Origin of the sequence: Arthrobacter sp. SAFR-044 (assembly GCF_051965175.1) — a bacterium.
Lineage (GTDB): Bacteria > Actinomycetota > Actinomycetes > Actinomycetales > Micrococcaceae > Arthrobacter.
The window spans coordinates 19,791-39,489 of record NZ_JBQCMK010000006.1 but is presented as its reverse complement, the minus strand read 5'-3'; the positions used below and the strand labels follow the sequence as shown (position 1 = coordinate 39,489).

16 protein-coding genes are annotated in these 19,699 nt (G+C 64.6%); 10 read left to right on the top strand and 6 right to left on the bottom strand.

All coding sequences use genetic code 11. From position 1 onward, the window contains the following. The first annotated feature begins 99 nt into the window (after positions 1 to 99). The 4 genes from ACTHQS_RS10775 (at position 100) to ACTHQS_RS10760 (ending at position 5,400) form a co-directional block, all read left to right on the top strand. Positions 100 to 2,163, top strand: coding sequence for a beta-galactosidase (locus tag ACTHQS_RS10775; protein WP_440168532.1), 2,064 nt, complete (start codon positions 100 to 102; stop codon positions 2,161 to 2,163). Then, positions 2,150 to 3,085, top strand: coding sequence for a carbohydrate ABC transporter permease (locus ACTHQS_RS10770; protein ID WP_440168530.1), 936 nt, complete (start codon positions 2,150 to 2,152; stop codon positions 3,083 to 3,085). The genes ACTHQS_RS10775 and ACTHQS_RS10770 overlap by 14 nt, the downstream gene beginning before the upstream one ends. 77 nt (positions 3,086 to 3,162) lie before the next feature. After that, on the top strand, positions 3,163 to 3,996 hold the full coding sequence (locus ACTHQS_RS10765; RefSeq protein WP_440169085.1) for a carbohydrate ABC transporter permease: 834 nt from the start codon (positions 3,163 to 3,165) through the stop codon (positions 3,994 to 3,996). Positions 3,997 to 4,071: 75 nt separating this feature from the next. Beyond that, a complete protein-coding gene (locus ACTHQS_RS10760) occupies positions 4,072 to 5,400 on the top strand; it encodes an ABC transporter substrate-binding protein (RefSeq protein ID WP_440168528.1) in 1,329 nt (442 codons plus the stop codon). Between the two features lie 83 nt (positions 5,401 to 5,483). On the opposite strand, the gene ACTHQS_RS10755 is transcribed toward ACTHQS_RS10760, so the two are convergent. Continuing rightward, on the bottom strand, positions 5,484 to 6,506 hold the full coding sequence (locus tag ACTHQS_RS10755; protein WP_440168526.1) for a LacI family DNA-binding transcriptional regulator: 1,023 nt from the start codon (positions 6,504 to 6,506) through the stop codon (positions 5,484 to 5,486). 14 nt (positions 6,507 to 6,520) lie between these two features. Then, positions 6,521 to 7,729, bottom strand: coding sequence for a Gfo/Idh/MocA family protein (locus ACTHQS_RS10750; RefSeq protein ID WP_440168524.1), 1,209 nt, complete (start codon positions 7,727 to 7,729; stop codon positions 6,521 to 6,523). A 181-nt stretch (positions 7,730 to 7,910) separates the two neighbouring features. Here ACTHQS_RS10750 and ACTHQS_RS10745 point away from each other — a divergent pair, with 181 nt between their 5' ends. The 5 genes from ACTHQS_RS10745 (at position 7,911) to aroQ (ending at position 14,122) form a co-directional block, all read left to right on the top strand. Beyond that, entirely contained in the window at positions 7,911 to 8,843 is a 933-nt protein-coding gene (locus tag ACTHQS_RS10745; RefSeq protein WP_440168522.1) for a carbohydrate ABC transporter permease, read from the top strand. Positions 8,844 to 8,852: 9 nt separating this feature from the next. Further along, on the top strand, positions 8,853 to 9,776 hold the full coding sequence (locus ACTHQS_RS10740) for a carbohydrate ABC transporter permease (RefSeq protein WP_440168520.1): 924 nt from the start codon (positions 8,853 to 8,855) through the stop codon (positions 9,774 to 9,776). Positions 9,777 to 9,857: 81 nt separating this feature from the next. Beyond that, entirely contained in the window at positions 9,858 to 11,201 is a 1,344-nt protein-coding gene (locus ACTHQS_RS10735) for an ABC transporter substrate-binding protein (protein ID WP_440168518.1), read from the top strand. A 129-nt stretch (positions 11,202 to 11,330) separates the two neighbouring features. Beyond that, the gene (locus ACTHQS_RS10730; RefSeq protein ID WP_440168516.1) at positions 11,331 to 13,541 is read left to right on the top strand and encodes an alpha-galactosidase; all 2,211 of its coding nucleotides are present in this window, start codon (positions 11,331 to 11,333) and stop codon (positions 13,539 to 13,541) included. A 116-nt stretch (positions 13,542 to 13,657) separates the two neighbouring features. Next, the gene (gene aroQ / locus ACTHQS_RS10725) at positions 13,658 to 14,122 is read left to right on the top strand and encodes a type II 3-dehydroquinate dehydratase (RefSeq protein ID WP_440168514.1); all 465 of its coding nucleotides are present in this window, start codon (positions 13,658 to 13,660) and stop codon (positions 14,120 to 14,122) included. A gap of 4 nt (positions 14,123 to 14,126) precedes the next feature. Here aroQ and ACTHQS_RS10720 read toward each other — a convergent pair whose 3' ends face one another. Next, complete coding sequence (locus ACTHQS_RS10720; protein ID WP_440168512.1) at positions 14,127 to 15,311, bottom strand: MarP family serine protease; 1,185 nt, start codon at positions 15,309 to 15,311, stop codon at positions 14,127 to 14,129. A 196-nt stretch (positions 15,312 to 15,507) separates the two neighbouring features. Between ACTHQS_RS10720 and ACTHQS_RS10715 the strand changes: the two genes are divergently transcribed. Beyond that, positions 15,508 to 16,185: a Crp/Fnr family transcriptional regulator gene (locus ACTHQS_RS10715; protein WP_011775987.1), complete on the top strand. Its 678-nt coding sequence runs from the start codon at positions 15,508 to 15,510 to the stop codon at positions 16,183 to 16,185. A 58-nt stretch (positions 16,186 to 16,243) separates the two neighbouring features. On the opposite strand, the gene arfA is transcribed toward ACTHQS_RS10715, so the two are convergent. From arfA to ACTHQS_RS10700, 3 genes are read right to left on the bottom strand one after another with little or no spacing between them, the layout of a single operon-like run. Beyond that, positions 16,244 to 17,782 (bottom strand): arabinosylfuranosidase ArfA, encoded by a 1,539-nt coding sequence (gene arfA / locus ACTHQS_RS10710; protein ID WP_440168509.1) that lies wholly within the window; start codon positions 17,780 to 17,782, stop codon positions 16,244 to 16,246. Between the two features lie 56 nt (positions 17,783 to 17,838). Next, positions 17,839 to 18,735, bottom strand: a complete 897-nt coding sequence (locus ACTHQS_RS10705) for a carbohydrate ABC transporter permease (RefSeq protein WP_440168507.1) — start codon at positions 18,733 to 18,735, stop codon at positions 17,839 to 17,841. 2 nt (positions 18,736 to 18,737) lie between these two features. After that, positions 18,738 to 19,646, bottom strand: a complete 909-nt coding sequence (locus tag ACTHQS_RS10700) for a carbohydrate ABC transporter permease (RefSeq protein ID WP_440169083.1) — start codon at positions 19,644 to 19,646, stop codon at positions 18,738 to 18,740. Positions 19,647 to 19,699 lie beyond the last annotated feature (53 nt).

The following is a 19,699-nucleotide window of genomic DNA, read 5'->3' as shown; positions in this document are numbered from 1 at the left end:
ACTGGGTCTGGGAACGTTCACAGAGATCGTTGAGACAACAGCGTCCAAGAGTAGGGGCTTCCCCGTCTTGCACGTTTGCAGCAAGCCGAAGGAGCAGGGTTGAGCCCCATCACAACGTCAGTTGCCGAGCTTTCCGGGAACGGACAGCTCGTTTACGGCTGCGATTACAACCCGGAGCAGTGGGATCCCGCCGTCTGGCAGGAAGATGTCCGGCTCATGAAGGAGGCGGGGGTCAACCTCGTTGCGGTAAACATCTTTGGCTGGGCCGAATTGGAGCCCTCCCCCGGGACCTACTCCTTTGAAGGTCTTGACCAGGTCTTGGATTTGCTGCACGCCAATGGCATCGGGGCCAACCTCGGCACCGGCACCTCATCCACCCCTGCGTGGCTGACCACCCTGCATCCGGAAATCCTCCCGGAGTCCGCAACGGGGGTCCGGGCATGGCCCGGTGGACGGCAGGCGTGGTGCCCCAGTTCCCCGCGCTACCGGGAGTATGCCCTCCGGCTCGTGGACGAAGTTGTACGGCGCTACGGCTCGCACCCGGCAGTACGGCTGTGGCATGTTTCGAATGAACTCGGCTGCCACAACGCCCTCTGCTACTGCGACGTGTCCGCCGCCGCTTTCCGCACCTGGCTTGCCGCGCGTTACGGCACCCTCGATGCGCTTAACAGCGCCTGGGGCACCACGTTCTGGTCCCAGCGCTACTCGGCCTGGGAGCAAATCCTGCCCCCGCGAAGCACGGTCTCCACCAACAACCCCACCCAGCTGCTGGACTTCCAACGCTTCAGCTCCGACGAACTGCTTGGCTACTACCAATCAGAGGCGGACGTGCTGAGGAAGCACAGCAGCATCCCGGTCACCACCAATTTCATGGTCGCTGCCCACATCCGCAACCAGGACTACTGGGCATGGGCGCCGCACATGGACGTCATCGCCAACGACCACTACCTCGACCACCGGCTCGAGGACCCCACGGTGGAGCTGGCCTTCGCTGCCGACGCCACCCGCGGACTGGCCCAGGGCCGACCCTGGTTATTGATGGAACATTCCACCTCGGCCGTGAACTGGCAGCCCCGCAACATCGCCAAGGCCCCCGGCCAGATGCTCCGCAACTCCCTCACGCATATGGCCCGCGGCGCGGACGGACTCTGCTTCTTCCAATGGCGGGCCTCTGTCCAGGGCAGCGAGAAATTCCACTCGGCAATGCTCCCCCACGCCGGAACGGACTCGCGGATCTGGCGGGAAGTCAAAGAGCTCGGCCACATCCTCGAAAGGCTCGCCGGGGTGGCCGGGACCACGGTGAAGGCCGAAGCTGCAATGGTTTTCAGCTGGGAAGCGTGGTGGGCCTACGACCAGGAGTCGCACCCTTCGTCGGACGTACGGTACCTGGACCAGGTGCACTCCCTTTACAAAGCGCTCTGGGAAAACGGCATCACGGTGGACATCGTGGCCCCCGGCTCCGATCTCTCCCGCTACAAGCTGGCATTGGTCCCCGGCCTTTACCTCGTCCGGGAACAGGAATCCGCGGCCCTGGCAGACTTTGTCAGCAACGGAGGCCACGCCGTTGTCACCTACTTCAGCGGCATTGTCGACGAAAACGACAGAGTACTGACCGGGGGCTACCCGGGCGCGTTCCGGGACCTCCTCGGCGTCCGCTCGGAGGAATTCCTGCCCATGCCGCCCGGCCGGCTCCTGACGCTGGATAACGGAGCCACGGCATCCCTGTGGGCCGAGGCGTTGCGCCTGGAGGGTGCAGAGGCGAAGGCATCCTTCACTGAAGGCCACCTGGCCGGAACCCCGGCAGTTACCCGCAACCGGCACGGCTCCGGGGACGCCTGGTACATCGGCACAGTGCTCGATCCCCAAGCCCTCCGCGACGTTGTGGCCGGAGCCGCCGCCGAAGCCGGTGTCGCTGTGCAGGCAACCGCGGCAGGCCTGGAAGTCATTGCCAGGTCAGACGCGGAGCACACGTACACCTTCCTTATCAACCACTCGGACGATGAGCACAAATACCCTGCACACGGCTACGAACTGATCGCGGGGGAAGAAGTCTCCACCGCCGTCGTCATTCCTGCCGGCACCGTACGGGTCGTCCGCAGCTACAGCTCAGCACCCCCAACCACTGGCCGCATCACCGGCCTTAAGGATGATGAAAGTGACTAGACACCAAACTGCTCCGGCAATGGCCACGGGGGCACCGCCAGCCCGGAAACCCAAGACTTCGGCCGCCCAGCGCCGCGCCGTCCTCCTGTTCGTTGCGCCGTTCGGCCTGCTCTTCCTGGCGTTCTATGCGGTGCCGATCGTCTTCGCCGTGGTGCAATCCCTCCTCACGGTGGAGCGTAAGGGCACCTTCGGACCTCCCCAACAGGTCTTCGGCGGTTTCGTCCAGTACCAGCAGGTGTTCCAGAACACCGAATTCTGGGAATCCGTGGGCCGCGTCCTGCTCTTCGGGGTGGTCCAGGTGCCCGTCATGCTGGGTCTTGCCCTCCTGTTTGCCCTGCTGCTTGATTCACCGCTGCTGAAGGGCAAGAAGTTCTTCCGGCTGGCGTTTTTCGCTCCCTACGCAGTACCGGGCGTTATCGCCGCGATCATGTGGGGCTTCCTCTACTCACCATCGCTTTCCCCCTTCGGCGCCGTTACGTCACAGGTGAACTTCCTCTCGGCAGACCTGGTCCTCTGGGCCATCGCAAACATCGTGACCTGGGTCTACGTCGGCTACAACATGCTGATCATTTACTCGTCACTGCTGGCCATCCCCACGGAAATCTACGAGGCAGCAAAACTGGACGGCGCCAGCAACCTGCAGATCGCCTGGCGGATCAAGATACCGCTCGTGGTTCCGGCCATCATCCTCACGGGAGTGTTTTCCATCATCGGAACCCTCCAGCTCCTTGCCGAGCCGCAGACCCTTCGCAGTTTCAGTTCAGCCATCAGCAGCACGTTCACTCCCAACCTGGCCGTCTACACAACAGCGTCGGTGCCGAACTACAGCCTGGCAGCAGCGTTCTCCGTGGTGCTGGCGCTGGCCACATTCGTTCTTTCCTTCGTCTTCCTCAAGGCGACCCAGCGGAAGGTTTCCCAGTGAGCGCAGCAACAGCCGTGACCACGTCCAAGAAGACGGCCCCCGTATCCGGCAGCCCCCGGGGCCCGCGGCACAGCATCATGTCCCGCGGCGCGGCGATGCTCATCATGGGTGTCTTCACGCTCTACTTCCTGACGCCCATCTGGTGGCTGCTGGTTTCCTCCTCCAAAAACGGAGGGGACGTCACCGGCACGGCGCCGCTGTGGTTCACAGCGGACTCGATCCCCACGTTCTTTGCAAACCTTGGCAACCTGTTCACCTACAGCGACGGGGTCTTTGGCCGGTGGCTTCTGAACAGTGCGCTCTACGCCGGGCTCGGCGCCCTGCTGGGCACCGTCATCGCCGCCATGTGCGGCTATGCACTGGCGAAGTACGAGTTCCGCGGCCGGGAAGCAATCTTCAATGTCGTGCTGAGCGGCGTGCTGGTTCCCGCCACGGCCCTTGCCCTTCCCCTGTTCCTGATCTTCAGCCAGGTGAAACTCACCAACACCCTCTGGGCCGTCTTCCTGCCCAGCCTCGTCAGCCCCTTCGGCGTCTACCTCGCGCGGATTTATGCCGCTGCAAGCGTCCCCACGGAACTGCTGGAGGCGGCGCGCCTGGATGGTTCCTCGGAAGCCAGGACGTTCTTCACCGTTTCCACCCGGCTGATGGCTCCCGCCCTGGTGACCATTTTCCTGTTCCAGTTCGTGGCCATCTGGAACAACTTCTTCCTGCCCCTGATCATGCTGCGGGACCAGGCCCTGTTCCCGGTCACGCTGGGACTCTACGCGTGGAACAGCCAAATCAGCCAGATTCCGGAACTGCGGGTCCTGGTCATCGTCGGCGCCCTGGTGTCGATCCTTCCGCTTATCGCGACGTTCCTGGCGCTGCAGCGCTTCTGGAGCAGCGGCCTTGGCGCCGGAAGCGTCAAATAACCTCTGCAGTTCCCCCCATTACACGTCCCGCGGCGCCCCGCCCCGGTACACCCACCCCACCAATAAGGAATAGAAATGCGCGTGCGTTACGGAAAAGCCACTGCCGCCTTTGCCATAGTCTCGGCGCTGTCCCTTGCGGGCTGCTCAAGCGGCGAAAGCACCTCCGCGTCCCAGGACACGTCCTGCAAGCCCTCCTCCGGGCCGGTTGAATTGTCGTTCACCACCTGGGTACCCGGCATGGACAAGGTGGTGGACCTCTGGAACAAGGACCACCCCGACATCAAGGTGAAGGTCCAGACGGGCCCCAACGGCAACTCGGGCACGTACCAAAACTTCTTCAACCAACTCCAGGCCGGCAACGCCCCTGACCTGGGCCAAATCGAATACGACGCCTTGCCGAACTTCCGGGTCCAGGACGGGCTGGAGAACATTGCGGCCTGTGAGGGGGTAACCGGCGCGAAGGACAAGTTCGTCGACTGGACCTGGGGCCAGGTCACGTTCGGTGAAGACAAGGCCGTGTACGCAATTCCGCAGGACAGCGGCCCGATGGCAATGTTCTACCGGGCCGACCTGTTCAAGGAGGCGGGCATCAAGGTCCCCACCACCTGGGACGAATACGCTGCGGCTGCGGAGCAGATCAAGGCCCGCGGCTCCTACATCACCAACTTCCCGCGCAGCGACGTCAACTGGTTCGCCGGCAATGTCTGGCAGGCGGGAGGACAGTGGTTCTCGAACGCCAACGACAAGTGGGAGGTCAATTTGACCGGCAAGGAGTCCGAGAAGGTGGCCAACTACTGGCAGAAGCTGCTGGAAAAGGGCGAAGTATCCACCCTGCCATCCTTCTCCGATGAGTGGAATGCCTCCTTCAACAAGGGCCAGCAGTGGACCTGGGTTTCTGCTGTCTGGGGCGCCTCGACCCTGCAGAGCGGAGCGCCTGATACGGCCGGGAAGTGGGCGGTTGCCCCCATGCCGCAGTGGGAAGCCGGCGGAAAGGCCGCAGGCAACTGGGGAGGTTCCTCCACGGCAGTCCTGAAGGGCTCAAAGCACCCCTACGAGGCTTCCAAGTTCGCACTGTGGTTGAACACCGATCCTGAAGCGCTGGCGCTGGCCAACAAGCTCGGCGGCCTTTACCCTGCGGCGAAATCGGCCAAGGACCTGGACTCCTTCTCCGGCGGCGTGGACTACTTCGGCGGCCAGAAGATCTACGACGTCTTCGCCGACGCATCCGCAAACGTGAACCCGAACTTCACCTGGGGGCCCACCATGACCAAGACCTACACCGACGTTTCAGACGGTTTCGGCAAGGCAACGGGCGGCAACGGTACGCTTCTGGATGCCCTCAAGAACGGTCAGAAGAAGACCATCGAAGCTCTGAAGTCGCAGTCCATCCCCGTCAAGGAGTAACTGCAGGACTCTCCATGGGGGAAGTGCTCCCCCACCAAGAAAGACACCATCCCCGCGGCCGGCGGGGATGGTGTCTTTTTGGTTTAAGGGCAGCCGCAGGACTGGCGGACGTGAAGCTTGGTGGGGAAGATGGCGTGTTTCGGTTTTCCCCCGCGCCGGGCTTCCACCAGGGCGTTCACGGCCGCCTCCGCCATTGCCGCCACGGGCTGCTCCACCGTGGTCAGGGGTGGCCAGGAGTATTCGGCTTCAATCGATCCATCGAAGGACACCACGGCGATATCCCCCGGGACTGCCAAGCCTGCCTCATGGACAGCCCGCAGCAGACCCACTGCCTGCGTGTCCGACGTCGCAAAAATGGCTGTTGGCCTGTTAATCGAGGCGACCAGGCGCTGGCCTGCGGAATAGCCGCCGGGCCAGGTGAATCCGCTGTACACGACAGGTCCTTCCTGCAGCCCCGCCGCCTGCAACGCCTGGCGCCAGCCCACCTCACGGCCATCCATGCTGCCGGAAACGTTGGTGCCCATGGCCAGCCCAATGTTGGTGTGACCATGGCTGATGAGGTGCTCAACAGCGATCCGGGCCCCCGCAGCCAGGTCAACCCCAATGCTGTTGAAACCCGGGGCGTCTCGTTCCTGGTTCAGCAGTACCGCAGGGATGTCCGCCGTTTCAAGCGCTTCGAGGTCCGGTTCAAAAAGGACACTGGCCAGCAGCACTCCATCCACCTGGCGGGCGGCAAGGTTGCGGATGTTGCGCCGCTCCTTGGCCAGGTTCCCGTCTGAATTGCTGAGGACCAGGGCGTACCCCAGGTCCGCCGCCGCATCCTCGACAGCATGGGCGAGCAGGGAGAAGAAAGGGTTTGTATTGTCCGGGATGATGAGCCCCAGGGTCTCGCTTGAACCCAGCTTGAGTGCCCGGGCGGCCGCATTGGGCCGGTATCCGAGCACACGGATGGCGTCCTGGACTTTTGCCTCGGTGGCGGGCGCCACCTTCTTGGGGCCGCCGTTGACCACGTAGCTGACGACGGCGGTGCTGACGCCGGCATAGCGCGCCACGTCCTTGCGCGTCACGGGACCCCCGCGGGGAGCCTTTATTGCCGGAGATGTCATGGTGTCCATGCTAACTACGAGTCGGCGGGGGCATCGCCGAAGTCGCGGATGTGCAGCCGGGCGCCGTTTTGCCGGGCCGATTCGTGGGCCACAATCCCGGGAAGGGTGAAACGTGCCGCCACCCAGGCGTTCACCGGGGGCAGAGTCCGGTTGTTCACCGCGGTGACGAAGTCGTCCACCAGGAAATGGTGGCTGCCTTCGTGTCCGTTGGGCGCTCCCTGGAACTCCGCAGGCAGCCGCCCTGCGTCGTGCTCGTGCACCGGGGAGAGTCCCGACACGAAGGCGTCCCGGAGTTCCGGGGCGACGTTGGCCAGGGACGGATCGTCCAGGGACATGCTGGGCCGGGTTTCCATTTGTTCGGAGATGTCGTGGACGTTCTGTTTGTCCTGCCATACCGTGACCTTGGCGAGCTGTTCGAAGCTGGCCTCGGTGCCGAAGAAACGGAACCGGGATTCGCGGATGTGGGAGGGGTAACCCACCCGGCGCATCTCGTTGGTGCGCATCACTCCGCCGTCATTCAGTTCGAAGAGTGCCGTGGCGTTGGAGAAGTCGTTGCCGAACATGCTGACGTCCTTGTCGAACACGCCGTCGTTCCGCTGGTCCCTGACCCCGACGCAGCTGACGCTGACGGCGTGCGCCGGGACCGCGCCGAGCACACCGCCGATGGCATGGGTGGGGTAAAGCATGGGCGGGTAGCTCGCCGTCTCCTTCCAGTGCTCGCCGCCGCTGTACTGGTAGGCATCGTAGAAACCCAGGTCCATGTCGTGGACGTAGTCACCCTCCGAGTAGAAGATCCGCCCGAACTTGCCGGCGGCGTGCTGCTGGCGTGCGTAGACGGTGGCGGGGTTGTAGTAGCTGGTCTCCCCCATCATGTAGACGTTCCCGGTCTCGCGGACGGCAACGATGATGCGCTCGATTTCCTCTTCTGAGATGGCCATGGGCACTGCCGAATAGACGTGCTTGCCAGCGCGCAGCGCCCTTTCCACCAGCGGACCGTGGGTCCAGCGCTGGGTGAAGATGGCCACGGCGTCGACGTCGGAGGCAAGCAGGTGGTCAAAGTCCGCTTTCTGCCCTGCCAGGTGGTACCGCTCAACAGCTTCGGCGGCCCGGTCGGTGCGCTCGTCCACCACGTAAACGGAATCTACGCCGGGATGCAGGTTAAAGAGGTGGGCGAACTGGGAGCCGAACTGGCCTGCGCCCACGATGCCAATGGAGAACGTCATTGTTTGCCTTCCGATTGAGGTTTCTCCGAGTGTTTCACCTGTATCTACTCGAGTCAACATCCAGCAAATGGCGTAAAACACTCGACCTTGAAACACTTAGAAAGGGTATTGCGGGCTGGAATCTACTCGTGTAGATTACTTCCAGCTTGTTACTTCCATCACACTCAGGAAAGGGTCGACGATGACCACCCTTACCAGGAACGCCAGCCCGGGAGCCCGTGCGGCGCACCGGCCACTGAAGCGCCGGGGACAAAGCGACCTGAAGATCGCACTGTTCTTCATCGCCCCCGCAATGATCGGATTTATCGTCTTTTACCTGGTGCCCACCCTTCGCGGCATCTACCTCAGCTTCACCGAGTACAGCATCCTCGGCGACCCCCAATGGATCGGCACGGCCAACTATGAGGCCATCGCCAAGGATCCGCTGTTCTGGAATGCCCTGGCCGTCACCTCGCAGTACGTCCTGATCAACATCGTCCTGCAGACCGCGCTGGCCCTGGGCCTGGCCCTCCTGATGCACCGGGTGGCCAAGTCAACGCTCATCCGGGGGGCCCTGCTCCTCCCCTACCTGATGGCCAACGTGATCGCCGCGCTGCTCTGGTTCTGGCTGCTGGACTACCAGATCGGCATCGTGAACTACTTCATCGATGCCCTGGGCATGCCCAAGGTCGCCTTCTTCGGCAGCGAGGAATGGGCCATCCCCACGCAGGCCCTGATCAACACGTGGCGGCACATGGGCTACACCGCGCTGCTGATCTTCGCCGGCCTGCAGGCCATCCCCCACCATGTCTACGAGGTTGCCAACCTGGACGGCGCCTCGCCGTGGCAGACGTTCCGGAAGATCACCCTGCCCCTGCTGCGCCCGGTCCTGGCCCTGGTCCTGATCGTCACCATCATCGGTTCCTTCCAGGTCTTCGACACCGTCGCCGTCACCACCCAGGGCGGCCCGGTCAACGCCAGCCGCGTACTGCAGTTCTACATCTACCAAAAGGCCTTCACGGAATCGGACTTCGGTTACGGCTCTGCCCTGGCCGTCATCCTCTTCGTCATCCTCGCCCTGGTGGCCTTCATCCAGATGAAGTTCCTCAAGGGCAATGAATCGGACCTGGACTAAGGACGACCCATGACCACCGCCAAACTCTCCACTCCCGCCCTGCCGGCCACCCGGCGTCGTCCGTTCAACTGGCGCCGTGCCGGCGCCTGGGCCCTCGTCGCCGTCGCCGTCGCCGTGTCCGTCCTCCCGTTCTACTGGGTCCTGCGGACTGCCCTGTCAACCAACGGGGCACTGGCGTCCAACGCCACCAACCTGCTTCCCGCAGACTTCAACCTGGGCGCCTTCCAGCGCGTCTTCGGTCTGCAGTCGCCGGAGGAAGCGGTGGCCCAGGGCGGCTCCGGCGCCCAGATCGACTTCTGGAGCTACCTCCGCAACTCCGTACTCTTCGCCTCCATCACCACCACGGGGGCCGTATTCTTCAGCGCCATGGCGGCCTATGCCTTCGCCCGGCTTCGCTGGCGGGGACGGAACGCGGTGTTCAGCCTGTTCCTGGCCACCATGATGGTGCCGCCCATCTTCACGGCCCTGCCCAACTTCCTGCTCATCAAGAACCTGGGCCTGCTGAACACCATGGTGGGCCTGGTGCTGCCCTATATCTTCATGACCCCCTTCGCCATCTTCTTCCTCCGCCAGTTCTTCCTGAACATGTCCCGCGAAGTCGAAGAAGCGGCAATGCTCGACGGCGCCAAGCACCTCAGGATCTTCTTCCAGATCATCCTGCCCAACGCCGCAGCCCCGCTCGCCACACTGGCCCTGCTCACCTTCATCGGCCAGTGGAATGAATACTTCTGGCCCCTGCTGGTAGGCCAGGACGAGTCCGTCCGCGTCCTCACCGTGGGCCTGGGCGTCTTCAAGTCCCAGTCGCCCCAGGGCGCACCGGACTGGTCCGGCCTGATGGCGGCCACCCTGGTTTCGGCCCTTCCGGTCCTGATCCTGTTCGCCGCCTTCGGCAAGAAAATCGTCAACTCCATCGGCTTCTCCGGCATCAAGTAACTCCCTCTCCGCAACACCCGCAACTCCTCTCCTCCACGCGCCATGGCGGCGCGCCCGGAAGTACACCCTGAAAGGACCCCCATGAACAAGAAGAAAGCACTCGGTTCCCTTGCTGCAGCCGCGGCCGCCGTCCTGGCACTCTCCGCCTGCGGAAGCGGTGGCTCCGCCGAGGCCGGCAAGGGCGAAATCAACTACTGGCTCTGGGACGCCAACCAGCTCCCGGCCTACAAGCAGTGCGCCGACGACTTCCACAAGGCCAACCCGGACATCACCGTCAAGGTCACCCAGCGCGGCTGGGACGACTACTGGGGCACCCTTACCAACGGCTTCGTCGCAGGCACCGCGCCGGACGTCTTCACCGACCACTTGGCCAAGTACCCCGAGTTCGTCAAGAACAAGCAGATCCTCGCCCTGGATGACGCCGCCAAGAAGGACAACATCGACACGGGAATCTACAACTCCGGCCTGGCAGACCTCTGGGTGGGCGAGGACGGCAAGCGCTACGGACTCCCCAAGGACTGGGACACGATCGGCCTCTTCTACAACACCAAACTGGCCGCAGACGCCGGCGTCACCCCGGAACAGATGGCCACCCTGACCTGGAACCCCCAGGACGGCGGCACGTACGAAAAGACCATCGCCCACCTGACCGTGGACAAGAACGGCAAGCGCGGCGACGAGCCCGGCTTCGACAAGAACAACGTTGCAGTCTACGGCCTCGGACTTAACGGATCCGGCTCCGGCCAGGGGCAGACCGAGTGGAGCTACCTCACGGGAACCACCGGGTGGACGCACACGGACAAGAACCCCTGGGGCAAGCACTTCAACTATGACGACCCCAAGTTCCAGCAGAGCATTGACTGGTTCGCCGGGCTGGTGGAGAAGGGCTACATGCCCAAGCTCGAAACCACCGTGGGCGCCAGCATGGCGGACACCTTCGCCGCCGGCAAGTCGGTGATCAACGCCAACGGGTCCTGGATGATCGGACAGTACACCGGCTACAAGGACATCAAGGTCGGCATCGCCCCCACGCCTACGGGCGTGAACGGCAAGCGCTCAAGCATGTACAACGGGCTGGCGGACTCCATCTACGCCGGAACCAAGAAGCCTGAGGCCGCCACCAAGTGGGTCGAATACCTGGGCTCCACCGCGTGCCAGGACGTCGTGGCCGCCAAGGCCGTCGTCTTCCCCGCCATCAAGTCCTCCGCCGACAAGGCCGTGGAAGCCTTCAAGGCCAAGGGCGTGGACGTGACCCCGTTCAGCCAGCAGGTCAAGGACGGCACCACCTTCCTCTTCCCCATCGCTGACAAGGCGGCCAAGGTTGACGGCATCATGAAGCCGGCCATGGACGCGGTGGTCTCCGGCAAGGCCCCGGCGAGCTCCCTCACGGCCGCCAACGACCAGGTCAACGCCCTGTTCAAGTAGCCCCCCGCACGTGGCTGCGTATGTGGTCGCAGCCACCCGGCCGGATGCCGCCCCCTCCTCGCGGCGGCGGCATCCGGCCATCATCCTTTACCAACCGCGCACAGCACCATCACGAAGAGAGACTTTCCTATGGACCCCCTGTACCTCCGTTCCGCCGGCACCAGCCTGCTGGTCAGCTTCGACAGCGGGGAGGCCGAAGTCATCCACTGGGGCGCCGACCTCGGAGCAGATGTGCCGGACCTCGCCATCCTGGCCGCCCCTGTGGGACACTCCTCCATTGACGCCCGCGTTCCCGCCGGACTCCTCCCCTCGGCCGCTTCCGCCTGGCGGGGCCGGCCGGCCCTGCGCGGCCATCGCATCACCGCCGACGGCGCCGGCTTCGATTTCTCGTCCCGCCTCCGAATCACGTCCGTGACCGCCGAGGGTGCCACGGCCACCATCGTGCAGGCCGACGGCGACGCGGGCCTGAGTGTCTCATCGCATCTGGCGCTGCACCCCGGCGGCCTGCTGGAACTGCGCCATACCGTCACCAATGACGGCACCACGGCTTTCCAGGTCGACGAACTGGCCACTGTCCTGCCCGTGGCGCCGGACGCCGTCGAACTCCTGGACCTGACCGGGCGTTGGTGCCGGGAACGCCACCCGCAGCGGCACCGGATCCAGCAGGGCACCTGGGTGCGGACCGGCCGGCACGGCCGCACCGGCCACGATTCCTCACTGCTGTTCGCCGCCGGCACCCAGGGCTTCGGCAACCGGCACGGCAAAGTCTGGGCGACGCACCTGGCCTGGAGCGGCAACCACGAACAGTTCGCTGACACTATCGGTGACGGCCGGACCATGATCGGCGGCTCGGAGCTACTGGGCCCAGCGGAGGTCACCCTGGAACCGGGTGGCAGCTACACCACGCCGGCACTCTTTGCCGCCTACTCGGACCGCGGCCTGGACGGCATCACCGAGGCGTTCTACAGCTGGTTCCGCTCCCGCCCGCACCACGTCCTGCCCGCCGCGTCCGCCGGCCTGCCTGCCGGCAAACCGCGTCCGGTGGTCCTGAACACGTGGGAGGCTGTGTACTTCGACCACAACCTGGACACGCTGATCGAACTGGCGGAGTCCGCGGCCGACCTTGGGGTGGAGCGCTTCGTGCTCGACGACGGCTGGTTCCGCAGCCGCCGCGATGACCACGCCGGGCTGGGCGACTGGTATGTCGACGAGACCGTCTGGCCGGACGGCCTCACCCCGCTGATCCAGGCTGTCACCTCGCGCGGCATGGAGTTCGGTCTCTGGGTGGAACCGGAAATGGTGAACCTTGACTCTGACGTCGCCCGCGCGCACCCTGACTGGATTGTCGGCCCGTCCGCCGCGGCGCACAAGGACGGCGGCCGGCTGCCCCTGGAGTGGCGCAACCAGCACGTCATCGACCTGGTGAATCCCGAGGCGTGGCAGTACGTCTTTGACCGGATTGATGCGCTCCTGGCCGCCAACAACATCAGCTACCTGAAGTGGGACCAGAACCGCGACCTGGCCGAGCACGGCCACGCCGGCCGGGCTTCGGTGCACGCGCAGACCCTGGCCGCGTACCGCTTGTTTGACGAGCTCAAGAAGGCACACCCCGGTGTGGAAATCGAAAGCTGCTCCTCCGGGGGGGCACGGGTTGACCTTGGCATCCTGGAACGGACGGACCGCGTCTGGGCTTCCGACTGCAACGACGCGCTGGAACGGCAGACCATCCAGCGCTGGACCGGTGCCGTGGTTCCGCCCGAACTGGTGGGCAGCCACATCGGGCCCACGACCTCGCACACCACGGCCCGCACCCACGACCTGTCCTTCCGCGCCATCACCGCGCTGTTCGGGCACTTCGGCATGGAGTGGGACATCCGGGGCGTCGAGGGCAAGGACCGCGAGGAACTTCGGCGCATCGTGGGCCTGTACAAGGAGCACCGGGACCTGATCCACAGCGGCCGCCGGGTCCACGCCGACCCCGCGGACGAGTCACTGCTGCTGCACGGCGTGGTGGCAGCTGAACCTGCCGGGGACGGCATTGAAGTGCAGAAAGGAACGACGGCGGCGCTGTTCGCCCTGGTCAGCACGCGCACCTCGGCCGCAGAGGCCCCCGGCAGGATCGGCATCCCGGGGCTCGACGCCGGGCGCTCCTACCGGGTGGAGGCGGTCTTCCCCACTGTGGACGACGCCGACTACGCCCACACGTTCACGCAGGTCCAGCCGCCTGCATGGCTGGCCGAAGGCGCGGCGGCCAACGGCAAGTTCCTGGCAGAAGTAGGGCTGCCCATGCCCATCCTCAACCCGGAGCACGCAGTCCTGCTGAAGGTCACCGCCCTCTAATCCATTGCTGGGTACTTGTCGTTTTCGAGCTTCACAACGACAAGTACTCAGCAATCGATGGGGTGTGCCAACGTAAGAATGCGCGGCGGGCAGGGCCAACCGATAGATTTGCAGGCATGACTGAAGCCTCCTCCACTGTCGAAGCCGGCCGCGGCACCATCCTTGTGATCAATGGCCCCAACCTGAACCTGCTGGGTACACGGGAGCCGGAAAAGTACGGCACCTCCACCCTTGCCGACGTGGAACAGCTGGTTGCGGCCGCCGGGAAGAACCATGGCTTCGCCGTGAAGTGCGTCCAGTCCAACCATGAAGGCGTCCTGCTGGACGCCATCCACGCAGCGCGGGGCGCGGCAGTGGGAATCGTCCTGAACGCCGGCGCCTTCACGCACACCTCCGTGGCACTTCGCGACGCCCTTGCCGCAGTGCAGCTGCCCGCCGTCGAAGTCCACATCACCAACGTGCACCAGCGGGAGGAATTCCGGCACCACTCCTACCTGTCGCCGGTCTGCGCGGCAGTGATCGTGGGCGCCGGCGTGTTCGGCTACAAGCTCGCCATCGACTACCTGGCCGAGGTCCTGTAGCAGACTACTTCTGGATGCACTGCCCCGAGGAAACGGGCGAGGACAGCGACGGCGCCTGCTCCACGACAGGATCCAAGTCATTCATGGTGATGGCAAACCCCACCTCGGCATCCGAGGTTGCCTTGGCGAAGATCACCCCCGCCACCTGGCCTCCGGTGGTCAGCAACGGGCCACCGGAATTTCCCGGCTGGACGTCCCCGGCAAACCGGTAGATGTCCTCCGGCGAGGGATTGTTGCCGTAGATGTCAGGGACCAGGACGGTGGCAATGTCCTGGACGGTGGCGGGCTTGGACTGGAACGGCCCGCCATGGGGGTACCCGGCGAACGCAGCCTGGCTGCCGCCGGGCAGGTCCCGGCTCAGCTGCAGCGGCTGCGACGGCAGGTTGTCCACAGCCAGGACCGCGAGGTCGCGCCGGGTGTCGAAGTAGACCACCCGTCCGGGCATCGCGCCGCCGTCGGGCATTTCCACGACGGGCTGCGACACGCCCGCAACCACGTGCGCGTTGGTTACCACGCGGTCTTCCGAGACGACGAAGCCGCTGCCGGTCTGGTTCTGGCCGCACTCATAGGCCGTCCCGGCGATCCGCAGGACGGACTGGGCAGCCCTGTTGAGCGCGGGGGTGTTAGTGCTGGTGTTGGGCACCTGGACTGCCTGGCCCTGGTCCAGCCCTTCGAGCAGGGTGGGGATGCCGTTGCCGATCACCGTGGACCGCAGCTCCGCCATGGTGGCCTTGACCGGCGTAGGAGTGAGCCCGTCGATGAAGCGGATTACCTTGGATTCGGCCAGCTGCTGGGACACCACGGGCACGCCGAGGGAGCTGACGCTGAATGCCAGCATGGACATCACCAGGGCGGAGACCACCAGGTTCAGCGCCCCGCCTACCAGCCGGTCCACCGCACGCAGCGGCCGGATCCGCACCACGCCGCGGAGTTGGCGCCCCACCGTGGTTCCCAGGCCATGGCCCAGTGCCATCAGGACGACGGCGGCAGCGATGATGGCGGTGAGCCTCCACCCGGAGTCCTCAACGAAGGTGCTGACGAGGGGGACGGCGAAGAAAGCCGCGATGGCGCCGGCAGCAAAGCCTGCAAGGCCACCGACCGTGACCAGGAACCCGTTGCGGAGGCCGTAGACCAGGTACGACAGCAGCGCCAGGATCAGGACAATGTCCAGGACAGTCAGGCCGACCACAAAGGCTCCTTATTTACAGTTGAACCCCCATTCTAGTGGCGGGCGCTGACAATCTTCTGTGGGGTGCAGGGGCCTCCCGCGGACCGGCCGCGGGCGGCCTGCAGGTGTTTCCCGTGCCAAGTTCGTCACAGAACCTTGAAAATTCTGAAACAATGGCAAAAGCGCCCACAGCCGATACTTTTACTCAGGAGATTTCATGGACATCGAGGTACTGCGCCGAGCACCCCTTTTCGCCACGCTCGACGACGACGCATTCCGGCTGCTGACGGACGAGCTCACCGAGGTGGACCTGTCCCGTGGCGCATCAGTGTTCCGCGAAGGTGACCAGGGTGACCAGCTGTACTTCATCGTCTCCGGCAAGGTGAAGCTGGGCCGCACGTCCCCGGACGGCCGCGAGTCGCTCCTGGCCATCCTCGGCCCGGGTGAGCTCTTCGGTGAGATGGCCCTGTTCGACCCCAGCCCCCGCACGGCCACCGCCACCGCGGTGTCCGAAACCCGGCTGGCCGGGCTCAAGAACGAGAGCCTGAACGCCCTGCTGCGCACCCGCCCCGAGGTTTCAGCCCAGCTGCTGCAGGCCCTGGCCCGCCGCCTGCGCCGCACCAACGACTCCCTTTCGGACCTCGTCTTCTCCGACGTCCCGGGCCGCGTTGCCAAGGCCCTGCTGGACCTTGCGGACCGCTTCGGACGCCCCGCCACGGACGGCGTCCTGGTGGCGCACGAGCTCACGCAGGAAGAACTGGCACAGCTGGTGGGCGCCTCCCGCGAAACCGTCAACAAAGCCTTGGCCGAGTTTGTCCAGCGTGGCTGGCTCCGGCTCGAAGCCCGCGCCGTGGTCATCCTGGACATGCAGCGCCTGCGCCAGCGCTCCCGCTAGGACCAAATAAAAAAGGCCGCCCCGAGGGGCGGCCTTTTTTGTTTGCCTGGACTTGAGGTCAGCTCTTCACCACGTCCAGTTCGACGACAGCCCACGACAACGCAGGAAGGCTGAGCCGCAGTTCGGAGCCGTTCGCCTTCGCGCCCTCCAGTGGCTTCAGGCCCACGCGGTCCGGATTCTGCTGGTTGTTGATGGTGAAGCGGTCGCCGCCGTCAGGGATTTCCAGTACTTCCGCCCTGACAACCCGCTGCGCGTCGAAGCCCCGCAGGCTGACCTCCACGTCCGCCGCCTCCTCGAGCCCGCGGTTGGCAAGGAACAGGGCCACCCGGCCCGTCTCCTCGTTCCAGGTGGCGCTGACATCCACCAGGTCCGTGTCGCCAAACCGGGCGTTGGCGTACTTGTCCGAGTCGACGGACAACCGCAGGATCTGGCCCTTCGCCAGTTCTGCCATCCGGGAGAAGGGGTGGAAAATGGTTTGCCGCCAGGCCGGGCCGTTCTCCTCGCTGAAGATCGGGGCGATGACGTTGACCAGCTGGGCCTGGTTGGCGATCTTGACCCGGTCGCCGTGCCGGAGCAGCGAGTTGAGCAATGTACCAACCACGACGGCGTCTGTCACGTTGTACTTGTCCTCGATAACCCGGGGGTGCTCCCGCCAGCCGGCCTTGGAAACGTTGTGCGGCTGGTCCTCCGTGTCCAGGCCCCGCTGGTACCAGACGTTCCATTCGTCGAAGGACAGGTTGACGTGCTTCTTGTGCTTGCCCTTGGCCCGGACGGCGTCGGCGGTGGCGATGACCGATTCGATGAAGTAGTCGGTGTCCACGGCGCTGGCCAGGAAGCTGCCGACGTCGCCGTCATGCTCCTGGTAGTAGGCGTGCAGTGAAACATAGTCCACTTCGTCGTAGGCGTGGGTCAGGACGGTCTGTTCCCAGGCCCCGAAGGTGGGCATCCTCGAGTTGGAGCTTCCGCAGGCCACCAGCTCGATGTCCGGGTCGACGAACCGCATGGCCTTGGCCGCCTCCTGGGCCAACCGGCCGTACTCTTCCGCGGTCTTGTGGCCGATTTGCCAGGGGCCGTCCATTTCATTGCCAAGGCACCACAACTTGATGTTGAAGGGGTCCTTGTGGCCGTTCTTGGCGCGCAGGTCCGAAAGGCGGGTGCCGCCGGGATGGTTGGCGTACTCCACGATGGCACGGGCGGCATCCACTCCCCTGGTGCCCAGGTTGATGGCTTCCATGATTTCGGTACCGGCCTGGCGGGACCAGTCAACGAATTCGTGGAGGCCAAAGGCGTTGGTTTCCAGGGTGTGCCAGGCACCGTCCAGCCGGCGGGGCCGGTCTTCGCGGGGGCCTATGCCGTCTTCCCAGTCGTAGCCGGAGACAAAGTTGCCGCCGGGGTAGCGGACCACGGTGGCGCCCAGCTCCTTGACGAGCTTAAGGACGTCCTGGCGGAAGCCGTTTTCATCCGCCTCCGGGTGGCCCGGTTCATAGATGCCGGTGTAGACGCAGCGGCCCATGTGTTCCACGAAGGAGCCAAAAAGGCGTCGGGGCACTTCGCCGATGGTGAAGTCGCGGTCGAGGGTGATTCTGGCGCGGGACATAAAAGCGATCTCCTTGGTTTGTACGTCAGGCAGGTGATGGAAAGTAGGGGTGGGCGTCAGGTGCCGGCGAGTCCCGTCGTCGCAACGCCCTTGATGATCTGGCGCTGGAAGAACAGGAACAGCACGATCAGGGGCAGGGCCGCGAGCAATGCTGACGCCATGTTCTGCGCGTACTGGATGCCGTAGGCGCTCTTGATGGTCTGCAGTCCCACGGGGAGGGTCAGGACGGAGCCGTCGTTGGTGGCGATAAAGGGCCACAGGAAGTTGTTCCAGGCGCCAATGAACACGAAGATCGCCACGGCGGCAAGGATGGGGCGGGACAGGGGCAGGACCACCTGGAGGAAGATCCGCATCCGGCTGGCACCGTCCATGACCGCGGCCTCTTCGAGTTCACGGGGGATCTGGTCGAAGAACTTCTTGAGCACGAACACCATGGCCGGGTGGATGACCTGCGGCAGGATGATGGCCCACGAGGTATCGATCAGGTGCAGTGCCACCATTTGGTAGAACAGCGGAATGATCAGGACCGGCGGCGGAACGATGATGGACGCGATGATCACCGTCATTAGGACCTTCTTGCCCCGGAAGTCGATGCGGGACAGCGCGTAGGCCACCAGTGCGGAAATGACCAGCGTGATCACGGTGATGGCCGCCGAGGTGTACAGGGAGTTCCAGGTCCACAGCGGAATGTTGCCGTCCTGGAACACCTTGACGAACGCATCAGCGGTAAAGCCCGACGGCGGGATCCAGCTGATCTTGGGAGCGGCGGCATCCGTCTCGCTCTTGAAAGCGGTGACGGTTGCCCAGGCAAAGGGCACCATCCAGAGGACGGCCAAGAGGGCGGCGACCACCAGGACCGCCATCCGGCCCGGGCTCATCCTGCGGCCGTTCCTTCCCCCGGCAGTGGTCGTGGCAGTGGAGGAAACAGGGCGGGCGAGGGTCTCAGTTGCCATAGCTATGCACTCCTGCGGCGGGTGATGAGGAACTGGATGACCGAAACAGCCACGATCAGTCCGAAGAAGATGTAGGAAATGGCTGCGGAGTAGCCAAGCCGGTATCCGGTGAAGCCGGTCTCGAAGATGTACTGCACCACGGGCCGGGTGGCGCCACCGGGGCCGCCGGCTGTCATTTGGTAGACCTGGTCGAAGATCTTCAGCGACGCCAGGATCTGGAGGAGCACGATCATCACGGTGGTGGGGGCCAGTTGCGGCAGGGTGATCGAGAAGAACTGCCGCCACGCGCCGGCGCCGTCCAGCGACGCCGCCTCATAGTGCTGCGCGGGGATGTTCTGCATCGCCGCCAGGTAGAGGAGGAAGTTGAAACCCACCGTCCACCACAGTGTTGCGATGACGATTGCCCACATCGCCACCCCGGGATCGTTCAGCCATGCCACTTTCGGCAGCCCGATCCTGGCCAGGGAGTCGTTGATCAGGCCCAGCTGGGGGTTGTACATCCACGTGAAGAACAGGGAGACAACTGTGGAGGCCAGTAGGTACGGGGCAAAGTAGGAAAGCCGCCACAGCCATTGCGCGGGCAGTCCCACGTTGACCAAGGCGGCCATGACCAGGGCCATTACCACCAGCGGGACAGTGCTGATGACGGTGAAGTAGAGGGTGTTGCCCAGTGAACGCCACATGTCGGAGTCCGCGAGGGCCTCGGAGTAGTTTGCCAGCCCAATAAGGCTGTCGTTGGCGCCGGTAAGTGACTTGCCGGTCAGGCTCATGTACAGCCCGTAAAGGAGGGGCCAGACGAGGAAGATCAGGAAGAAGGCCAGGAACGGGGCCGCAAAAGCCCAGCCGCTGACGTTGTCCCGGCTTCCCTGGGAACGGGACCGGGCGGACCCGGCCCCCGCCTGGTTGGACATTCTTTGGCGGGACAACCCGGGCAGCGAACCCGCCTGCCCCTCGCTGTCGTGTG

Coding starts and splice junctions, on each gene's coding strand:
- aroQ (WP_440168514.1), top strand. CDS start 13,658: ATGACTGAAGCCTCCTCCACTGTCGAAGCCGGCCGCGGCACCATCCTT.
- ACTHQS_RS10770 (WP_440168530.1), top strand. CDS start 2,150: ATGAAAGTGACTAGACACCAAACTGCTCCGGCAATGGCCACGGGGGCA.
- ACTHQS_RS10760 (WP_440168528.1), top strand. CDS start 4,072: ATGCGCGTGCGTTACGGAAAAGCCACTGCCGCCTTTGCCATAGTCTCG.
- ACTHQS_RS10755 (WP_440168526.1), bottom strand. CDS start 6,506: ATGACATCTCCGGCAATAAAGGCTCCCCGCGGGGGTCCCGTGACGCGC.
- ACTHQS_RS10715 (WP_011775987.1), top strand. CDS start 15,508: ATGGACATCGAGGTACTGCGCCGAGCACCCCTTTTCGCCACGCTCGAC.
- ACTHQS_RS10735 (WP_440168518.1), top strand. CDS start 9,858: ATGAACAAGAAGAAAGCACTCGGTTCCCTTGCTGCAGCCGCGGCCGCC.
- ACTHQS_RS10705 (WP_440168507.1), bottom strand. CDS start 18,735: ATGGCAACTGAGACCCTCGCCCGCCCTGTTTCCTCCACTGCCACGACC.
- ACTHQS_RS10740 (WP_440168520.1), top strand. CDS start 8,853: ATGACCACCGCCAAACTCTCCACTCCCGCCCTGCCGGCCACCCGGCGT.
- ACTHQS_RS10750 (WP_440168524.1), bottom strand. CDS start 7,729: ATGACGTTCTCCATTGGCATCGTGGGCGCAGGCCAGTTCGGCTCCCAG.
- arfA (WP_440168509.1), bottom strand. CDS start 17,782: ATGTCCCGCGCCAGAATCACCCTCGACCGCGACTTCACCATCGGCGAA.
- ACTHQS_RS10730 (WP_440168516.1), top strand. CDS start 11,331: ATGGACCCCCTGTACCTCCGTTCCGCCGGCACCAGCCTGCTGGTCAGC.
- ACTHQS_RS10700 (WP_440169083.1), bottom strand. CDS start 19,646: ATGTCCAACCAGGCGGGGGCCGGGTCCGCCCGGTCCCGTTCCCAGGGA.
- ACTHQS_RS10745 (WP_440168522.1), top strand. CDS start 7,911: ATGACCACCCTTACCAGGAACGCCAGCCCGGGAGCCCGTGCGGCGCAC.
- ACTHQS_RS10765 (WP_440169085.1), top strand. CDS start 3,163: ATGTCCCGCGGCGCGGCGATGCTCATCATGGGTGTCTTCACGCTCTAC.